Annotated in this window: 16 protein-coding genes; 9 read left to right on the top strand and 7 right to left on the bottom strand. The window is 71.6% G+C overall.

Annotated elements, in window-relative coordinates:
* Positions 1-87: 87 nt before the first annotated feature.
* A complete protein-coding gene (locus C5E05_RS04225) occupies positions 88-837 on the top strand; it encodes an ABC transporter ATP-binding protein (RefSeq protein ID WP_104241985.1) in 750 nt (249 codons plus the stop codon).
* Positions 834-2,288 (top strand): ABC transporter permease, encoded by a 1,455-nt coding sequence (locus C5E05_RS04220; protein ID WP_258064760.1) that lies wholly within the window; start codon positions 834-836, stop codon positions 2,286-2,288. The genes C5E05_RS04225 and C5E05_RS04220 overlap by 4 nt, the downstream gene beginning before the upstream one ends.
* Positions 2,289-2,511: 223 nt before the next feature.
* Here C5E05_RS04220 and C5E05_RS04215 read toward each other — a convergent pair whose 3' ends face one another.
* Positions 2,512-3,441: an aldo/keto reductase family oxidoreductase gene (locus tag C5E05_RS04215; RefSeq protein WP_104241021.1), complete on the bottom strand. Its 930-nt coding sequence runs from the start codon at positions 3,439-3,441 to the stop codon at positions 2,512-2,514.
* A gap of 169 nt (positions 3,442-3,610) precedes the next feature.
* Between C5E05_RS04215 and C5E05_RS04210 the strand changes: the two genes are divergently transcribed.
* The 3 genes from C5E05_RS04210 to C5E05_RS04200 are packed head-to-tail and all read left to right on the top strand — an operon-like array spanning position 3,611 to position 5,049.
* Positions 3,611-4,102: a DUF4395 domain-containing protein gene (locus C5E05_RS04210; RefSeq protein ID WP_104341168.1), complete on the top strand. Its 492-nt coding sequence runs from the start codon at positions 3,611-3,613 to the stop codon at positions 4,100-4,102.
* A gap of 11 nt (positions 4,103-4,113) precedes the next feature.
* Positions 4,114-4,554, top strand: coding sequence for a thioredoxin family protein (locus C5E05_RS04205; protein ID WP_104341167.1), 441 nt, complete (start codon positions 4,114-4,116; stop codon positions 4,552-4,554).
* Between the two features lie 54 nt (positions 4,555-4,608).
* Positions 4,609-5,049 (top strand): thioredoxin family protein, encoded by a 441-nt coding sequence (locus C5E05_RS04200; protein ID WP_146080186.1) that lies wholly within the window; start codon positions 4,609-4,611, stop codon positions 5,047-5,049.
* A gap of 39 nt (positions 5,050-5,088) precedes the next feature.
* Here the strand turns inward: C5E05_RS04200 and C5E05_RS04195 are convergent, their stop codons facing one another.
* Positions 5,089-5,874, bottom strand: coding sequence for a GAP family protein (locus C5E05_RS04195; RefSeq protein ID WP_104306503.1), 786 nt, complete (start codon positions 5,872-5,874; stop codon positions 5,089-5,091).
* Between the two features lie 117 nt (positions 5,875-5,991).
* Between C5E05_RS04195 and C5E05_RS04190 the strand changes: the two genes are divergently transcribed.
* From C5E05_RS04190 to C5E05_RS04180, 3 genes are all read left to right on the top strand, one after another.
* Positions 5,992-7,203: a sensor histidine kinase gene (locus C5E05_RS04190; RefSeq protein ID WP_104341166.1), complete on the top strand. Its 1,212-nt coding sequence runs from the start codon at positions 5,992-5,994 to the stop codon at positions 7,201-7,203.
* Positions 7,200-7,871, top strand: coding sequence for a response regulator transcription factor (locus C5E05_RS04185; protein WP_258064759.1), 672 nt, complete (start codon positions 7,200-7,202; stop codon positions 7,869-7,871). Before C5E05_RS04190 ends, C5E05_RS04185 begins: the two co-directional genes overlap by 4 nt.
* Before the next feature lie 133 nt (positions 7,872-8,004).
* A complete protein-coding gene (locus C5E05_RS04180) occupies positions 8,005-9,009 on the top strand; it encodes a Gfo/Idh/MocA family protein (RefSeq protein ID WP_104341165.1) in 1,005 nt (334 codons plus the stop codon).
* Here C5E05_RS04180 and C5E05_RS04175 read toward each other — a convergent pair.
* The 5 genes from C5E05_RS04175 to C5E05_RS04155 are packed head-to-tail and all read right to left on the bottom strand — an operon-like array spanning position 9,006 to position 14,968.
* Positions 9,006-9,386: a VOC family protein gene (locus C5E05_RS04175; protein WP_104241028.1), complete on the bottom strand. Its 381-nt coding sequence runs from the start codon at positions 9,384-9,386 to the stop codon at positions 9,006-9,008. The two genes, C5E05_RS04180 and C5E05_RS04175, sit on opposite strands and share 4 nt — an antisense overlap.
* 52 nt (positions 9,387-9,438) lie before the next feature.
* Complete coding sequence (locus C5E05_RS04170; protein ID WP_258064758.1) at positions 9,439-11,217, bottom strand: biotin carboxylase N-terminal domain-containing protein; 1,779 nt, start codon at positions 11,215-11,217, stop codon at positions 9,439-9,441.
* Complete coding sequence (locus tag C5E05_RS04165) at positions 11,214-12,848, bottom strand: 5-oxoprolinase/urea amidolyase family protein (protein ID WP_104341164.1); 1,635 nt, start codon at positions 12,846-12,848, stop codon at positions 11,214-11,216. The genes C5E05_RS04170 and C5E05_RS04165 overlap by 4 nt, the downstream gene beginning before the upstream one ends.
* Before the next feature lie 4 nt (positions 12,849-12,852).
* Positions 12,853-13,647, bottom strand: coding sequence for a LamB/YcsF family protein (locus C5E05_RS04160; protein WP_104341163.1), 795 nt, complete (start codon positions 13,645-13,647; stop codon positions 12,853-12,855).
* A 28-nt stretch (positions 13,648-13,675) separates the two neighbouring features.
* A complete protein-coding gene (locus tag C5E05_RS04155) occupies positions 13,676-14,968 on the bottom strand; it encodes an NRAMP family divalent metal transporter (protein ID WP_104241031.1) in 1,293 nt (430 codons plus the stop codon).
* A gap of 172 nt (positions 14,969-15,140) precedes the next feature.
* Between C5E05_RS04155 and C5E05_RS04150 the strand changes: the two genes are divergently transcribed.
* Positions 15,141-15,809 carry a GntR family transcriptional regulator gene (locus tag C5E05_RS04150; RefSeq protein WP_236558243.1) on the top strand — a complete coding sequence of 223 codons (669 nt, stop codon included), beginning with the start codon at positions 15,141-15,143 and terminating at the stop codon, positions 15,807-15,809.
* The last annotated feature ends 5 nt before the right edge of the window (positions 15,810-15,814 follow it).

The raw sequence follows: 15,814 nt of genomic DNA, 5'->3' as shown, positions 1-15,814 counted from the left end.
AGGCTCGCCCGTGTCATCCCAGAGGAGCATGCGGCCGCGACCTGGGGTGGACGCGACCCAGCGGGGCGCGTTCGTAGCGTCGATGACATGAACACCACACCCCCACTTGTCGCGAGCGTCGTCGACGTTCGGAAGATCTACGGCACCCACGGCAGCGTCGCCGCCCTCGACGGCGTGAGCCTCGGCATCAGAAGCGGTGAGTTCACGGCCATCATGGGCCCGAGCGGCTCTGGCAAGTCGACGCTCATGCACGTCATGGCAGGCCTCGACGGTGCCTCGTCCGGGCGCGTGTTCCTCGGCGACACCGAGATCACGGGCATGAACGACGGCGAGCTGACGGTGCTGCGGCGCCGAGCGGTCGGCTTCATCTTCCAGGCCTTCAACCTCGTGCCCACACTGGATGTGCGCGGCAACATCATGCTGCCGTTCGACCTCGATGGCCGGACCGTCTCGCGCGACGAGGAAGCCTGGATCTCGCACCTCATCCAGACGCTCGGGCTCTCGCAGCGTCTCGCCCACCGCCCGTACGAGCTGTCCGGCGGGCAGCAGCAGCGGGTCGCCATCGCCCGGGCCCTCGCGACCCGGCCGAAGCTCATCTTCGCCGACGAGCCCACGGGAAACCTCGACTCCAAGACCGGCCGCGAGGTCCTCTCGCTTCTTTCGACGGCGAGCAGCCAGTACGGGCAGTCGATCGCCATGGTGACGCACGACCCGATCGCCGCGAGCCACGCCGACCGCGTCGTGTTCCTCGCCGACGGCAAGGTCGTCGCCGATCGTCCGCGCACGAGCGCCGCCGAGATCGCGAACCTCATGCTCTCCATGGAGACGGCAGCATGAGTGCCACGAGCACCGCACCTGAGGCGCAGGCCAGCAGCGCCGCCAAGGCGCAGCGCGCCCCCGAGTCCCAGCAGAGCAGCGGAGGCGCCGCCGTCGTGATCGTCTCCGCCCTCTCGGCGGCCTTCGGCACGGTGCTGATCATGATCGTCGCCGACCTGGCCGCCTACTTCGACGCGATGGGCCTCAGCGAGATCGGCGCCCTCGCCAGCGTGCTCGGCACGGTGGCCGCGCTGTTCTTCGCGATCGCGCTCTTCGTGGGCGCCGTCGTCACGTCGAACTCGGTCGCCACCGTCATCGCCGGACGCACCAAGGAGATCGCGCTGCTGCGCCTCATCGGCGCGTCCGGTCGGTCGCTGCGCCGGCGCACGGTCCGCGAAGGACTCGTCCAGGGTGCCTCGGGTGCCGTTGCGGGGGCCTCCCTCGGTGTCGGGCTGACGGCCCTCGGCGCGCAGCTCGCCATCACGAACGGTGCGCTCGACCCGTTCCCGTTCCCGATCGTGCACCCCGCGATCCTGGCGCCTGTCATCGCCGTCACGGCGGCGACCATCATCGCGTCCTGGGTCGGCTCGCGACGGGTGCTCACGGTCTCGCCGATCGCGGCGACTTCGTCCAGCGCAGAGCCCACCATGCAGGAGCTCCGCGCCGGTCGCGGGCGCAGCGTGACGGCGACGATCCTCATCGCCCTCGGCATCGCCATGCTCATCGGCGGCGTGTTCTTCGGCCTGCAGAGCCCGAGCGGCGTGCTCGTGAGCCTCGGCGGCGGCATGCTCTCGTTCGTCGGCGTCATCATCGGCGCTCCTGTCATCCTCCCGCCCCTCATGAGCCTCGTGGGCAGCGCCCTCGGTCGCGGCCCGGTGCCGCGCCTCGCCGCCGCCAACGCCGTGCGCAACCCCGCGCGAAGCAGCCGCGCCGTCATCGGCCTCGTGATCGGCATCACGCTCGTCACGATGTTCGCGGTCGCCAGCGAGACCTTCCGCGCCATCACCCTCCAGTTCGGGCAGATGGAGCCCGAGATGTACGCCGCCTTCGAGCAGGTCATCGACGTCACGACCGCCATCATGAGCGTGCTCCTCGGCTTCTCCGTGCTGCTCGCCGCCGTCGGCATGGTCAACACGCTCTCACTGAGCGTCATGCAGCGCCGGCGGGAGCTCGGGCTGCTGCGAGCGCTCGGCTTCACCGTCGGCCAGGTGCGGCGGATGATCGTGACCGAGGCGGTCGCCATGATCGCCTCATCCGCGCTCTTCGGTCTGCTCCTCGGGGTGTTCTACGGGTGGGTCGGCGCCCAGGCCACCTTCGGGTCGCTCGTCGGTCAGCTCGTCCCGCCCAGCATCCCGTGGGTGACCGTCGCCGCCGTGCTGCTCGTGACGCTGCTCATCACCGTCGCCTCGTCGCTGCTGCCGGCTCGTCGAGCCACCCGAGTCTCGCCAGTCGCGGCGCTCGCCGTCGACTGAGGCGCCGGTTGCGAGTCGCCGCCGCCGGCGGTCTCCGCTGGTGCCCGGCCCCGCGTGCACGGCCGCCCGCCCCGTGCTCACGGCCGCCCGCCCCGCGTGCACGGTCGCCCGCCCGCAGAGTTGTGGCCCGGTGCTGCTCCCGAGATCGGGAGCAGCACCGGGCCACAACTCTGCACTCAGGCAGGCTCAGGCAGGCTCAAGCAGGCTCGGGAGCGTGCCGAAGCTACGGCAGCGTGTGGCCGGCCGCCGTGAAGATGCGGTAGTACTCCTCGCGCGTCAGGTGCACGTCCGAGCCCGCGGCCGACTCGGCGACGCGCGACGGGGTCGTCGTGCCGAGCACCACCTGGATGTTCGCGGGGTGACGCGTGATCCAGGCCGTCGCGATGCCCATCGGCGTGACGCCGTACTTGTCGGCAAGCGCCTCCAGCACGTCGTTGAGCTCGGCGAAGTGCTCGCGGTCGCCGAGGAAGACGCCATCGAAGAACCCCTTCTGGAACGGCGACCACGCCTGCAGGGTGATGCCGTTGAGGCGCGCGTAGTCGAGCATGCCGTTGTCGCGGTCGATGGACTGGTCGAGGCCGACCATGTTGGCCGCGATCCCCGACGCGATGATCGGAGCGTGGGTGATGCTGAGCTGCACCTGGTTGATGATGAGGGGCTGCGCGACCACCGACTTCAGCAGCTCGACCTGACCGGGCGTGTGGTTGGAGACGCCGAAGTGGCGGACCTTGCCGCGGCTGTGGAGCTCGTTGAACGCCGTCGCCACCTCCTCGGGCTCGACGAGGGTGTCGGGACGGTGCAGCAGGAGCACGTCGAGGTACTCGGTGCCGAGGGCCTCGAGTGACTCGTCGACCGTGCGCAGGATGTGCTCGGCCGAGAAGTCGAAGTAGCCCTCGCGGATGCCCACCTTCGACTGGATGAGCACCTGCTCGCGCTCGGCAGGGGACAGGCGGATGGCCTCGCCGAAGCGACGCTCGCAGGCGTGGCGCTCGCCGCCGTAGATGTCGGCGTGGTCGAGGACGTTGACGCCAGCGTCGAGGGCCGTGCCCACGAGGGTGCGCAGTTGCTCGTCGTCGAGGTCCATGATGCGCATGAGACCGAGGACGATGCTCGAGGCACGCACGTCGGTCTGGGGGAGAGTGAAGGTCTTCATGCGGGCATCATCTCAAGCCACCTCCCGCCGAACCTGGTCGTCGCGGAGCGTCACAGTCGTTCCCCTCTGGGCCGAGCGCGCCTACCCTTTCGGCACAGCATCCGCTGCCGCCCCGGGTCTGGCTTCGCTCGAAGCCGTCGCCGAGGTCACCCCTGGAAGACGGAGCATCATGTCGGCACAGACTCGCATCGACCCACGCGGGCCGCGGTTCGGGGCAGCGATCACGGCTGCCCTGCTCCTCGTCACCGTCTTCCTCGGCCTCGTCGCCCCGGCGGCGGAGACGCTTGCAGGCAGGCTCCTGCAGCCCGGCTTCCTCTTGCTTGCCGCCCTGACGGCGCTCTTCGCGTGGGGCGCGTTCGCGGGCATCCAGCGGCACCCCTACGGGCGTTTCTTCGCCGCGGTGATCCGACCGCGGCTCGCGCCACCCGCCGAGACGGAGGAGGCGGCGCCGCCGACGTTCGCGCAGGGAGTCGGGTTCGCGGTGACCCTCGTCGGCGTCGTGCTGCACGTGCTCGGTGTACCGCTCGCCGTGCCGATGGCCGCCGGCGCGGCATTCATCGCGGCCTTCCTGAACGCCGCCTTCGGCTACTGCCTCGGCTGCCAGCTGTATGTCCTGCTCCTCCGGGTCGGCGTCATCCGGCCGCGCGGCGTGCAGGCCTGAAGGAGGCGCCCGTGGATGCCTCGCTCGCCGTCATGGTGCTCGTCGGACTCGTCGTCGTCGCCAGCGTCATCGGCGTCGTCCTGCAGCGGACGAACGGTCGCCTGAAGACCTCGCGTGCCCCAGGCGGTGCAGCCGCGGGGGCCGCGGACCTGCACCTCCTCGGGGCCGGCGTCGAGCCGGGGGACAGCGCCACGATCATCCTCTTCTCCACGGAGTTCTGCGCGAGGTGCCCCGCCACGAAGCGGATGCTCGACCAGCTCGCCTCGACGGCCCCCGGCGTCGTCGTGGCCGAGGTCGACCTCACCGACCGTCAGGACCTGGCCAGGAGCTACGACGTGCGGCAGACGCCGACCGTGCTGGTGCTCGACGCCGACGGCAAGCGGGTCGCACGCATCGGCGGCCCTCCGAGACGAGCTGAGCTCGAGGCGCAGCTCCTGCAGCTCAGCTCGTGACGCGAACGCCCGCGGACCTGACCTCCGAACCCTCGAGTATGGGAGGCTGAGCGCGTGGACGGATCAGTGGTGTTGCTCGTGATCATGGCGCTTGTGCTCATCGTCGCCGTCGTCGGGTGGGTCGCGCGACGAGGGGTGAGCCGCTTCGACGGCGAGGGCGAGCCCGAGCCCGAGCAGTCCGAGATCGACCTCGAGCTCCTGCCCGAGGACGTACTGCCTGGCCGCCGCGCGACGATCGTGCTCTTCACCGCCCCCGACAGTGCGGAGTGCGCCGCCACGAGGTGGATGCTGCAGGACGTCGCGGCGACCTCGGCGGGGGTTGTGCTCGCGGAAGTCGACACGAGCATCCGCCCCGAACTCGTGCTGCCCTACGACATCGTGGTGACCCCCACGGTGCTGCTCCTCGACGCCGATGGGAACCGCGCCGGTCGCTTCGACGGGTCCCCGCTGCGTGAGTCGGTGGAGGCGCAGCTCATCGAGCTCAGCGTGCGCTGACGGCGGTCTTGGTGGCAACCCGCGCCGGCACCGCGGCCGTCAGGTGTTGAACGGCCAGAAGTCGAAGCTCGCCGAATGCGCGAGCGCGTCTCTGAGCAGGAAGAAGCCGACGATGGCGATGATCCAGGCCGTGTTCTCCGCGGCGTTGCGGCTCAGCCAGTCGGCGAGCCGACGCAGGCGCGGCTCGACCGCGCGTCGAGCGGCGACGCGGCCGAGGAGCAGCAGCAGCGCCGGCGCGACCATGACCACGCAGTAGGCGGCGAGGAGCGGAGCCGAACCGGCGATGCCGAGCCCCGAGCCCGTGAGGAGGCCGACCGCCGCCAGGTACGGGATCATTGTCGCGAGCTCGATGAGCCCCGCCGCCAGCGCGAGCGCGATGACGGTCACGGGTGGGCCATCTCCGAGGGCGCGGTCGCGCCAGCGGGAGAGCCTGCCCTTGGCGGGCTTCGCCGGCTCCCCGGGGCGTGCCGGCAGCGCTCTCCCGTCCTGGGCGGCCCCGGCCCCGGCCGCGACCCGGTCCCGCTTCTTGGTCGGCATGCAGATGCCCACAACAAGCAGTCCGCCGCCGACCACCAGCTGAACGGCGTAGGCCGCAGGGGTCTCGAGCACGGCAGCCGCGTTCTCCAGGAAGGCTGAGGCGCCGGCCGTGAGGGCGAGCCCGACGAGGAAGTAGAAGCCGGCGATCGTCCCCAGGTAGGTGAGGATGCGTCCGAAGCGGACGCGGCCGGTCGCGAGCAGGAAGAAGATCGGGATGAGGAGCGTGCCCGCGCTCAGGCTGTCGACGAGCGCGAGACCGAGGAGCGAGAGCAGGAGTTCAGTGGACATGCCGCAACCCTCCTGCGCGCCGGCTCCCGGCCGCATCCGCTGAAGGATGCCAGCCGCGGTGCTCGCGTACATCGTTCGGGTGACCGCGCGTTGGCGTCCGTGTGCTGGGATGGTGCCATGACCGAACCGCAGAGCGCCGTCGCGCCGGGAACCCGGCACCTCCGCGCCGGTTGGCGGCCCGACGAGGACGCGACGACCACGCTCTTCGCGATCGCGGCTGCCGTCCTGCTGGCGCTCTTCGACTCGCCCCAGCACATCGCGCTGAGCCTCGGTGCGGTTGCGCTCGGCGGGCTGGCGCTCACCCAGAAGCGGCGCTTCCCCGTGCTGGTGCTGCTCATCTGCGTGACCGTTTCGGTGTCCGCCTTCGTGCTCGTCGGCGTCATCGGCGGGGCCGTTCTGGTGCTGGATGCCCTCTATATCGTCGGCCGGTACAGCCCGCCGGCGGCGCTGCGAGCGGTGCAGGTGCTCGTCGCGGTGGCCGTGGTGGCGGCTTTCGCCGTGCCCGTGCTGCTCGGCGAGGCGCTGCGGCAGGGCGTGTTCTTCGGACTGCAGGCCCTCGCGATCTTCGGCACGCCGCTCTGGTGGGCGAGCTCGGTGCGTCAGAGCGCGGAGCTCGCGCGGGTGCAGGAAGCGCGCGCGGACGACGCCGAGCGTCTGCTCGTGCTGGAGCGGGAGGAGGCGGTGCGCGACGAGCGGGAGCGCATGGCCCGCGACCTCCATGACGTTGTAGCGGCCAACCTCTCGGCGATCGCCATCACCTCGGAGGCGGCCCTCGCGGGGTCCGGGGTTCGAGGCCGGGAGGCGGGGGCGCTGCAGGCGATCCGCGACTCGGCCCTCGACGGGCTCGACGAGATGCGGTCGATGATCCTCATCCTCCGAAGCGGCGCCGGCGACGGGGAGGTCGCGGCGCCGCCGAGGCTGGCTCAAGTCGCGGAGCTCGTGGCCTCGGCGGAGTCGGTCGAGGCGAGGATCGTCGGGGAGGTGCCGAGTGCATCTGCCGCCACCGAGCAGGCCCTCGCCCGTGTGGTGGCCGAGGCCGTCTCGAACGCCGGGCGGCACTCGCCGGGGGCGGTCGTCGAGGTGCGCTTCGAGGAGCGGGCGGGCTGGCTCTCCGTCGTCGTGACCTCGACGGGCGGCACCCGGATGGAGGCAGCGCCGGGCACCGGCAACGGGCTCGGTCTCATCCGCGAGCGGGCGGAGCGCCTCGGCGGACGCCTCGAAGCCGGGCCGACGCCAGAGGGCGCTGGGTGGCGAGTCGCAGCGACGGTGCCGCGCACCGCGGGCTCGAGGGCGCAGACCACTGAACGACCCGAGGGGAGCGCATCGTGACCGAGGAGATCGACGACCCCATCCGTGTGCTCGTCGCCGACGACCACGCCGCGATCCGGGCCGGGCTGCGGCTGCTGCTCGAGGCCCACGGCGTCGAGGTCGTGGGCGAGGCCGGCGACGGGGCCGCGGCGATCAGGAACGCGCGCGCCCTGCGACCCGACGTCGTGCTCATGGACGTCCGCATGCCGGGGACCGACGGCATCGAGGCCACGCGAGCCATCGTCGCCGACTCGCTCGCGCAGGTGCTGGTGCTCACCACCTTCGACCTCGACGAGTACGTGTTCGGCGCCGTGCGGGCAGGGGCCGCCGGGTTCCTGCTGAAGACGACGTCGGGGCCGGCCCTCCAGGCCGCAGTCGAGGCGGTGGCTCGGGGCGAGGGAGCCCTGTCGCCGGAGGTGACACGGCGTCTCCTCGATCGCTTCGCGCAGACGGGTGACGGCGCTCCGACGCCGACTCCGGAGGTGCCCGGACTCGCCGAGCTCACGGCGCGAGAGCGGGAGGTGCTCTCCGCACTGGGCGAGGGGCTGTCGAACTCCGGCATCGGCCAGCGGATGCACATCAGCGCCTCCACGGCGAAGACCCACGTCTCGCGGGTGCTCGCGAAGCTCGGCGTCGTGTCCAGGATGGAGGCCGCCGTGCTCGCGCGTCGGGCCGGGCTCAGCGACTGACGCGCGCCCGCATCCGCGAGACGCGGCTCACCTGGCGACGTCGAAGGACTGCTCCGTCTTGCCATTCGAGAAGGACTCCTGCTCGACGCGCGGAGCCCTCGCGGTGCGCGCGGCGCCCGGCTAGGGTTTTTCCGTGACGACTGAACGGGTGCGGTGGGGAATTCTCGGGGCTGGCAACATCGCGAGGACCTTCGTGGGCGACCTCGTGGCGCAGGGCCTTGAGGTGGCGGCAGTCGCCTCTCGGGAGGCGACGCGCGCCGCCGAGTTCGCCGCCGAGCTGTCGATTCCGACCTCCTACGGCAGCTATGAGGCCCTGGTCGCCGACCCCGGCGTCGACGTCATCTACATCGCGACGCCGCAGGCGTTCCACGCCGAGCAGGCGCTGCTCGCGATCGACGGCGGGAAGCCGGTGCTCGTGGAGAAGTCGTTCACGAACGACGCCCCCGAAGCCGAGCGGGTCGTCGCGGCGGCCCGCGCCAAGGGGGTGTTCGTGATGGAGGCCATGTGGACGCGCTTCCTGCCGACGGCCGACGCGATCGGCGACGTCCTCGAGCGCGGCTCGATCGGCGAGCTCGTGAGCGTCTCGAGCTCGCACTTCCAGAACCTCGACGTGGCTCCGACGAGCCGCCACGGGAACCCACAGCTCGGCGGCGGCGTCATGGCCGACCTCGGCGTCTACGGCATCTCGTTCGCCTCGAGGTACCTCGGCGAGCCCACCTCGATGCTCGTCGACGGCGAGGCCTCGGAGCTCGGGGTCGACCTCTCGGCCTCCGTGCTCCTGCGTCATGGTGCCGGCCGCACCTCGGCGACCCTCACGCGCATGGATGCGCCCGGCTCGAACCGCGCGGCCATCGTCGGCTCGGACGGCTGGATCGACATCGACTCGGTCTTCTACGCGTCGACCTCGTTCACGGTCTACGACGGCGGCCGAGGGCAGCGGGAGCTCTTGCGCTTCGACAAGCCGCAGCACGTGGGTCGCGGCATGCAGTTCCAGGCGCTCGAGGTCGAACGGTGCCTCAGCGCCGGCGAGCTCGAGAGCCCGCGCATGCCGCTCGACGAGTCGATCGCCATCATGCGAACGCTCGACGAGGTGCGGGCGCGCATCGCGGCCGCTCGTTCCAGCTCGGTCTCGCGCTAGGAGCTCGACCAGACCCCGAGCTCGTTGCCCGCCGGGTCGGTGAAGTGGAAGCGGCGGCCACCGGGGAACTCGTAGGGCCCGCTCACGACCTCGCCGCCGGCCGCGCGCACCTGCGCGACGCTCGCCTCGAGGTCGTCGGAGTAGAGCAGCACGAGCGCCCCGCCCGGCGTGACCTGGGGGTCGAGTCGGAAGCCGCCCACCTCGTCGGTCGCGTCACCGCCGGGTCGCCGGATGCCGACGTAGTTGGGGCCGGGGCCGTAGTCGTTGAAGCTCCACCCGAAGGCATCGCCGTAGAACTGCTTGGCCACGGCGAGGTCGGTGACTCCGAACTCGAGGTAGTCGATGGAATGGTGGGCGCGGGCTGCTGGTTCCGTCATGCCAACCAGTCTGCCCGCAGCCACCGACATTTCACCGTCGCCTGGCAGGAGATCAGCTTGCCGCCGCGAGCTCCGCGAGCACCTCGCCAGCAGCGATGGGGCTCCCCGCCTCGGCGCGCTGGCGGAGGACTCCAGCGGCCGTGACCTGCACGGGCGTCTCCATCTTCATGGCCTCGACGACGGCGACGGCAGTCCCCGCCTCGACCTCGGCGCCGTCCTCCACGAGCCAGCGCAGGAGCGTGCCGGCCATCGGTGCGGTGACCGACGAAGCTGACGCGCCGCCCGCATCCGCTGACTCGACCCCACCCGCCGAGTCGAGCGATGACGCCCCGGGGCCAGAGCCTCCGGCGGCGAAGAGCGTCGCAGGGAGCCGGAGGGCGACGCGGCGGCCGTCGAGCTCGACCCACGTCGAGACCACGGAGGGGTCGCTCGGCTCGACGGCGAGCGCCTGCTCGGGGACCCGCTCGGCGAAGGTCGTCTCGATCCACTGCGTGTGCACGCCGAAGCCGCGGACGCCCTCGGCGCTCTCGCCGCCGACGAAGTCCGGGTCCTCGAGCACCGCACGGTGGAAGGGCAGCACCGTCGGCACGCCTTCGACCTCGAACTCGGCGAGGGCGCGGCGCGCGCGGCGCAGCGCCTCCTCGCGGGTCGCGCCGGTGACGATGAGCTTCGCGAGCATGGAGTCGAACTGGCCGGAGACCACGGAGCCGGTCTCGACCCCCGAGTCGACGCGGACGCCCGGTCCGGACGGTGCGCGGAACAGCGAGATGGTGCCCGGCCCCGGGAGGAAGCCGCGCGCCGGATCCTCGGCGTTGATGCGGAACTCGAGCGAGTGCCCGCGGGGCGCGAACTCGGCTGCGTCGAGCGCGAGCCCGTCGGCGATGCGGAGCTGCTCGACGACGAGGTCGACACCCGCGGTCTCCTCGGTGACGGGGTGCTCGACCTGCAGGCGCGTGTTGACCTCGAGGAACGAGATGACGCCGTTCGCGTCGAGGAGGAACTCGACGGTGCCAGCGCTGCGGTAGCCGGCGGCCGCGCAGATGTCGCGGGCCGAGGTGTGGATGCGCTCCCGCTGCTCCGCGGTCAGGAAGGGGGCAGGTGCCTCCTCGACGAGCTTCTGGTTGCGGCGCTGCAGCGAGCAGTCGCGGGTGCCGACGACGACGACGTTGCCGTGCTCGTCGGCGAGCACCTGCGCCTCGATGTGGCGCGGCGACTCGAGGAACTGCTCGACGAAGCACTCGCCCCGGCCGAAGGCGGCGACGGCTTCTCGCCCGGCTGCGGCGAAGAGCTCCTCGACCTCGTCGAGGCGGCGCGCGACGCGGAGGCCGCGGCCACCGCCCCCGAACGCGGCCTTGATCGCGATGGGGAGGCCGTGCTCCTCCGCGAAGGCGCTCGCCTCTGCGGGGGAGTCGACGGGGCCGCTGGTTCCGGCGACGAGCGGCGCGCCGACCTGCTCGGCGAGGCGGCGGGCCGAGATCTTGTCGCCGAGCAGCTCGATCGCCTCGGGCGACGGGCCGATCCAGACGAGCCCCGCCCCCTCGACGGCGCGCGCGAACTCGGCGTTCTCGGAGAGGAAGCCGTAGCCCGGGTGCACGGCGTCGGCGCCCGTCGCGTTGGCCGCGGCGAGGAGCTTGTCGGCGTCGAGGTAGGTCTCCTTCGACGTCGCGCCCTCGAGCGGCACGGCCTCGTCGGCGAGGCGCACGTGGAGCGCATCGGCGTCGCCGTCGGCGTACACGGCGACGGAGGCGACCCCGTAGTCGGCGCAGGCGCGGGCGACGCGCACGGCGATCTCGCCGCGGTTCGCGATGAGGACCTTGGTGATGCGGGTCATCGGAGTTCTCCTGGAGTCTGGGTGCGTGGGGTGTGGGTGCGTGGTGCCACGATGCGGAATCGCACGGCGGCGCCGACGGGCAGCTGGCCCGCGAGGGGCAGGTCATCGGTGATGACGGCCCCGAGCACGGGGTAGCCGCCAGTGAGGGGGTGGTCGGCGAGGAAGAGCACCGGCTGCCCGTTCGGGGGCATCTGGATCGCCCCGCTGACGCAGCCCTCGCTGGGCAGCTCGCCGCTCTTCGCTCGGGTGAGGGCGTCGCCGTCGAGTCGCACGCCGACCCGGTTCGATTGTGGCGTCACGTGCCAGTCCTGGCTCGTGAAACGCTCGATCTCCTCGGCCGAGAACCAGTCGTCGCGGGGGCCGAGCACGATGCGCAGCTCGACGGTGTCACCGCCGGCCCGGGGAAGCTCCCGCGGCTGGGCATCCGCGACGGGGCTCGCAGCGACGAGGGTGGCGTGCGGCGCGAGGACGCCGAGCACGTCTCCGGCTTGCAGGGCGTCGGGGCCGAGCCCCGCGAGGAGGTCGGTCGCGAGGCTCTCGAGCACCGGGGGCGCGTCGAACCCGCCGCGCACCGCGAGGTAGCTGCGTACTCCGGCGGCAGGGGAGCCGAGCTGCAGCTCGTCGCCGTCGTCCAGCGCGAACGCCGCTCCGAACGGGGCGGTGCGGGGAAGGGCGCCGGACACGGTCAGGGGCACGTCGGCGCCCGTCACTGCGACGACCTGCGGGCCGCGTGCCCGCAGCACGAGGCCGCCGTAGGCGACCTCGAGGGTGGCGGTTGCCGCGGTGTTGCCGACGAGGCGGTTCGCCTGGCGGTGGGCTGGCGCATCCAGTGCCCCTGAGGCGGAGACGCCCATGCTGGCATAGCCGTCGCGTCCGAGGTCCTGGAACAGGGTCTGCAGGCCGGGGGAGAGCACCTCGAGGGCGGACCCGCGGTCGGCGTTGCCCCTGGGACGCTCGGATTCAGCTTCCCGGGGCGCGTTCGCCCTGGCAGCGCTCAGGGTCGAGCGCGCCCGCTCGGTCGCGGCGGCGACGCTGAACGTGACGAGGTCTCCCGGCGCCATGAACGCGGCCGGGTCGCGGTCGAGGTCCCACATGGGCACCTCGGTCGTGCCGATGAGCTGCCACCCGCCGGGGCTCTCGCGCGGGTAGACGCCGCTGTACGTGCCTGCCAGCGCGACGGAACCCGCGGGGATGCGCGTGCGGGGCGTCGACCGGCGCGGCACGTCGAGCACGGGGTCGTCGCCGGTCAGGTACGCGAAGCCGGGAGCGAAGCCCACGAACCCGACCGTGAAGGTCGAGCTCGTGTGGCGGCGCACGACTTCGTCGGCGGAGATGCCGAGGAGCTCGGCGACCTCCGCGAGGTCCTCACCGTCGTACCGCGTCGGGATCTCGAGGCGCCTCGGCTCTCCCGTGCGCACGCCGCTGAGGTCGGCTGCCGCCGCGGCGGCCTCGATCTCCTCGGCGGTGACCCGGGCTGGCCGGAACGGGACGAGCAGGGTGCGCGCACCCGGCACCATCTCGCCGACACCGGGGATGCGCAGTGCGGTCAGGGCGTCGAAGAGCGCGATCGTCTCGTCGAGGCTGCTGCACTCGATGAGGACCGCGTCGTCGCGGGCGGTGAGGACTCTCATGGGGTCAGGCCAGCTTTCCGGCGGCTGCCGGGGCGGCTGCGAACGGGCGCAGCTCCACGCCGGCCTCCGTGAGCGCGAGCCGCACCTGCCTCGCCATGTCGGTGGCCCCAGGGCTGTCGCCGTGCACGCAGATCGAGTCGGCCCGCAGCTCGAGAGTGCTGCCGTCGATCGCCTCCAGCAGGCCCTCGGTCGCGAGGCGCACCATGCGCTTCGCGACCTCGTCGACGTCGTGCAGCACGGCGCCGGGCTCCCGGCGGGAGACGAGCGTGCCCTGCGGCGTGTAGGCGCGGTCGGCGAAGGCCTCGATCGCGGTGGGGATGCCCGCCTCGGTGGCGAGGCGGAGCACGGCCGAGCCCGGCATGCCGAGGAGCACGAGGCTCGGGTCGACGAGGCGCACGGCCTCGACGACGTCCGCCGCTTGCCGCTCGTCGTGCACGATCGTGTTGTAGAGAGCCCCGTGCGGCTTGACGTAGCTCACGCTGGTCCCCTCGGCGGCGGCGAGTGCCTGCAGGGCGCCGATCTGGTAGACCACATCGGCCACGAGGTCGTCGGAGGCGACGTCGATGTTGCGGCGCCCGAAGCCGGCCAGGTCGCGGTAGCCGACGTGCGCGCCGATCGCGACCCCCGCATCCGCCGCCCCCTTGACGGTGGCTCGGATGGCGCGCGGGTCGCCGGCGTGGAAGCCGCAGGCGACGTTCGCGCTCGTGACGATGCCGAGCATCTCCTGGTCGTCGCCGAGGGTCCAGCGGCCGAAGCCCTCGCCGAGGTCGCTGTTGAGGTCGATGGAGCGTGCGTTCATGTGGTCAGCCTTTCGCTCGGGATACGGATCAGGTGTTGAGGAGGTCGAAGATCGGTCCGACCGCGTTGACGGCCATGTACCAGGTGATGAGCGTCGCGAGCGTGCCGATGATGAGCAGCCACTTCGGGTACTTCGCGCCGCCCAGCTTCGACGGGCGGAACCAGCCGATGTACATGAACAGGGTGAGGCCGATCGGCAGGATGAGGCCGTTGAAGCCGCCGACGAACACGAGGAGCGTCGCGGGCGGGGTGCCGATCGACAGGTAGATGGCCAGCGAGAAGAGGATGAAGCCGACGGTCCAGAAGTCGGCGGTGCGACCGGCGATGCGCTTCGAGAAGACCGGCAGGAACGACACCGAGGTGTAGGCGGCGCCGATGATGCTCGTGAGGGCGGCGAGCCAGAAGATGGCGCCGAAGATACGGAAGCCAGCCTCGCCGGCTGCTGCCTGGAAGGCGTCTGCTGCCGGGTTGAGGGTCGTGTCGAGCACGACGCCGCTCGCGACGACGCCGAGGATGGCGAGGAACAGCACGTAGCGCATGATGCCCGTGATGAGGATGCCGGTCACGGCCGCGCGGTTGACTTCCTTGATGTGCTCAGGTCCGGCGTTGCCGGAGTCGAGCAGCTTGTGCGCCCCCGAGTAGACGATGTACCCGCCGACGGTGCCGCCGACGATCGTCGTGATGGTCGCGAAGTTGATGGTGTCGGGGAGGACGGTCTGGCGGAGTGCGTCGCCGATGGGCGGCTGCGCGACGATGGCGACGATGACGGTGAGCAGGATCATCGCGACGCCGGCCACGATGACGACCCGGTCCATGACGATGCCGGCGCGCTTGATGAGGAAGATGGCGATCGCGATGGCGGCGCTGATGACGGCGCCGACCTTGACGTCGAGGCCGAGCAGCACGTTCAGGCCGAGCCCGGCGCCGCCGATGTTGCCGATGTTGAAGACGAGGCCGCCGATGACGATGAGCACGGCGAGCACGTAGCCGCTGCCGGGGAGGGCGTCGTTGGCGAGGGCGCTCGCGCGCTTCCCGGAGAGCGTGATCATGCGCCAGATGTTGAGCTGGACGGCGAGGTCGATGAGCACCGAGATGAGGATGCCGAAGGCGAACGCGGCGCCGAGCTGCTGGGTGAAGGTCGCCGTCTGGGTGATGAAGCCGGGGCCGATGGCCGAGGTGGCCATGAGGAAGAGCGCGCCGACCAGCGAGGTGCGACGGGCTTTGGCGTACTGCTTGAGCTTCTCGGGGGTGCTCGCCTCGTCGGCGGCAGAAGAGCCGGACGCTGGGGACGCCGGGGAAGCGGGAGGAGGTGTGGAGGTCATGACTCGTTCCAGTTCGGTAGGGGAGCAGCGAGTGATTGCGGCAACCCTACGGTTGTTCAACGCTGAGCAACAGATTGTTCAACGATAGACGCGTAAATGTCTTGTTACAAGATGTATCGGGGGTATTTCGTGGAACGGGTCGCTGGGGAGCGCCGCCGGTAGAGTGCGAAGCGTGAACGCAGCCGACGAGACCCTCGACAGGGCGGAACGGGCGGCCTCGAGCCTCCGCCAGATGATCGTCACGGGCGAGATCGTGCCAGGGCAGCGGCTCTCGGAGAGCGCCATGACCGAGCGACTCGACGTCTCGCGCAACACCCTCCGCGAGGCATTCCGCATGCTCACGGCGGAGCGGCTGCTCACCCGGCGCCCCAACGCGGGCGTCTTCGTCGCCATCCCCTCACTGGCCTCGATCCTCGACATCTACCGCGTTCGGCGCATGATCGAGGTGCAGGCGCTGCGCGCCGCCCCGGGGCGGCACCCGGCCGGGGCGCGGATGCGCGAGGCCGTCGAGCACGCCATCCGAGGGCGAGAGGCCGGCGACTGGGCGGCGGTCGGCACCGCCAATATGGCGTTCCACACGGCGATCGTCGCGCTCGCGGACAGCGAGCGCCTCGACCGCGTCTACGCGAACGTCTCGGCGGAGCTGCGGCTCGCGTTCGGCTTCCTCGAGGACCTCGAGTACCTGCACGCGCCCTACATCGAGCTCAACCAGCGCGTGCTGGAGCTCCACCTCGCTGGCGATACCGCCGGGGCGGCTGAGGCCCTCGACGAGTACCTCGTGCGCTCCGAGCGCACCGTGCTCGCCGCCTACGCGCGCATCGCCCCGGCGCCGACGCTCTGACCCGA

It is taken from the genome of Pseudoclavibacter sp. AY1H1 (genome assembly GCF_002931055.1).
Taxonomy (GTDB): Bacteria; Actinomycetota; Actinomycetes; order Actinomycetales; family Microbacteriaceae; genus Pseudoclavibacter.
The sequence above is the reverse complement of the archived record's forward strand: the minus strand, read 5'-3'. Positions and strand labels throughout refer to the sequence as shown.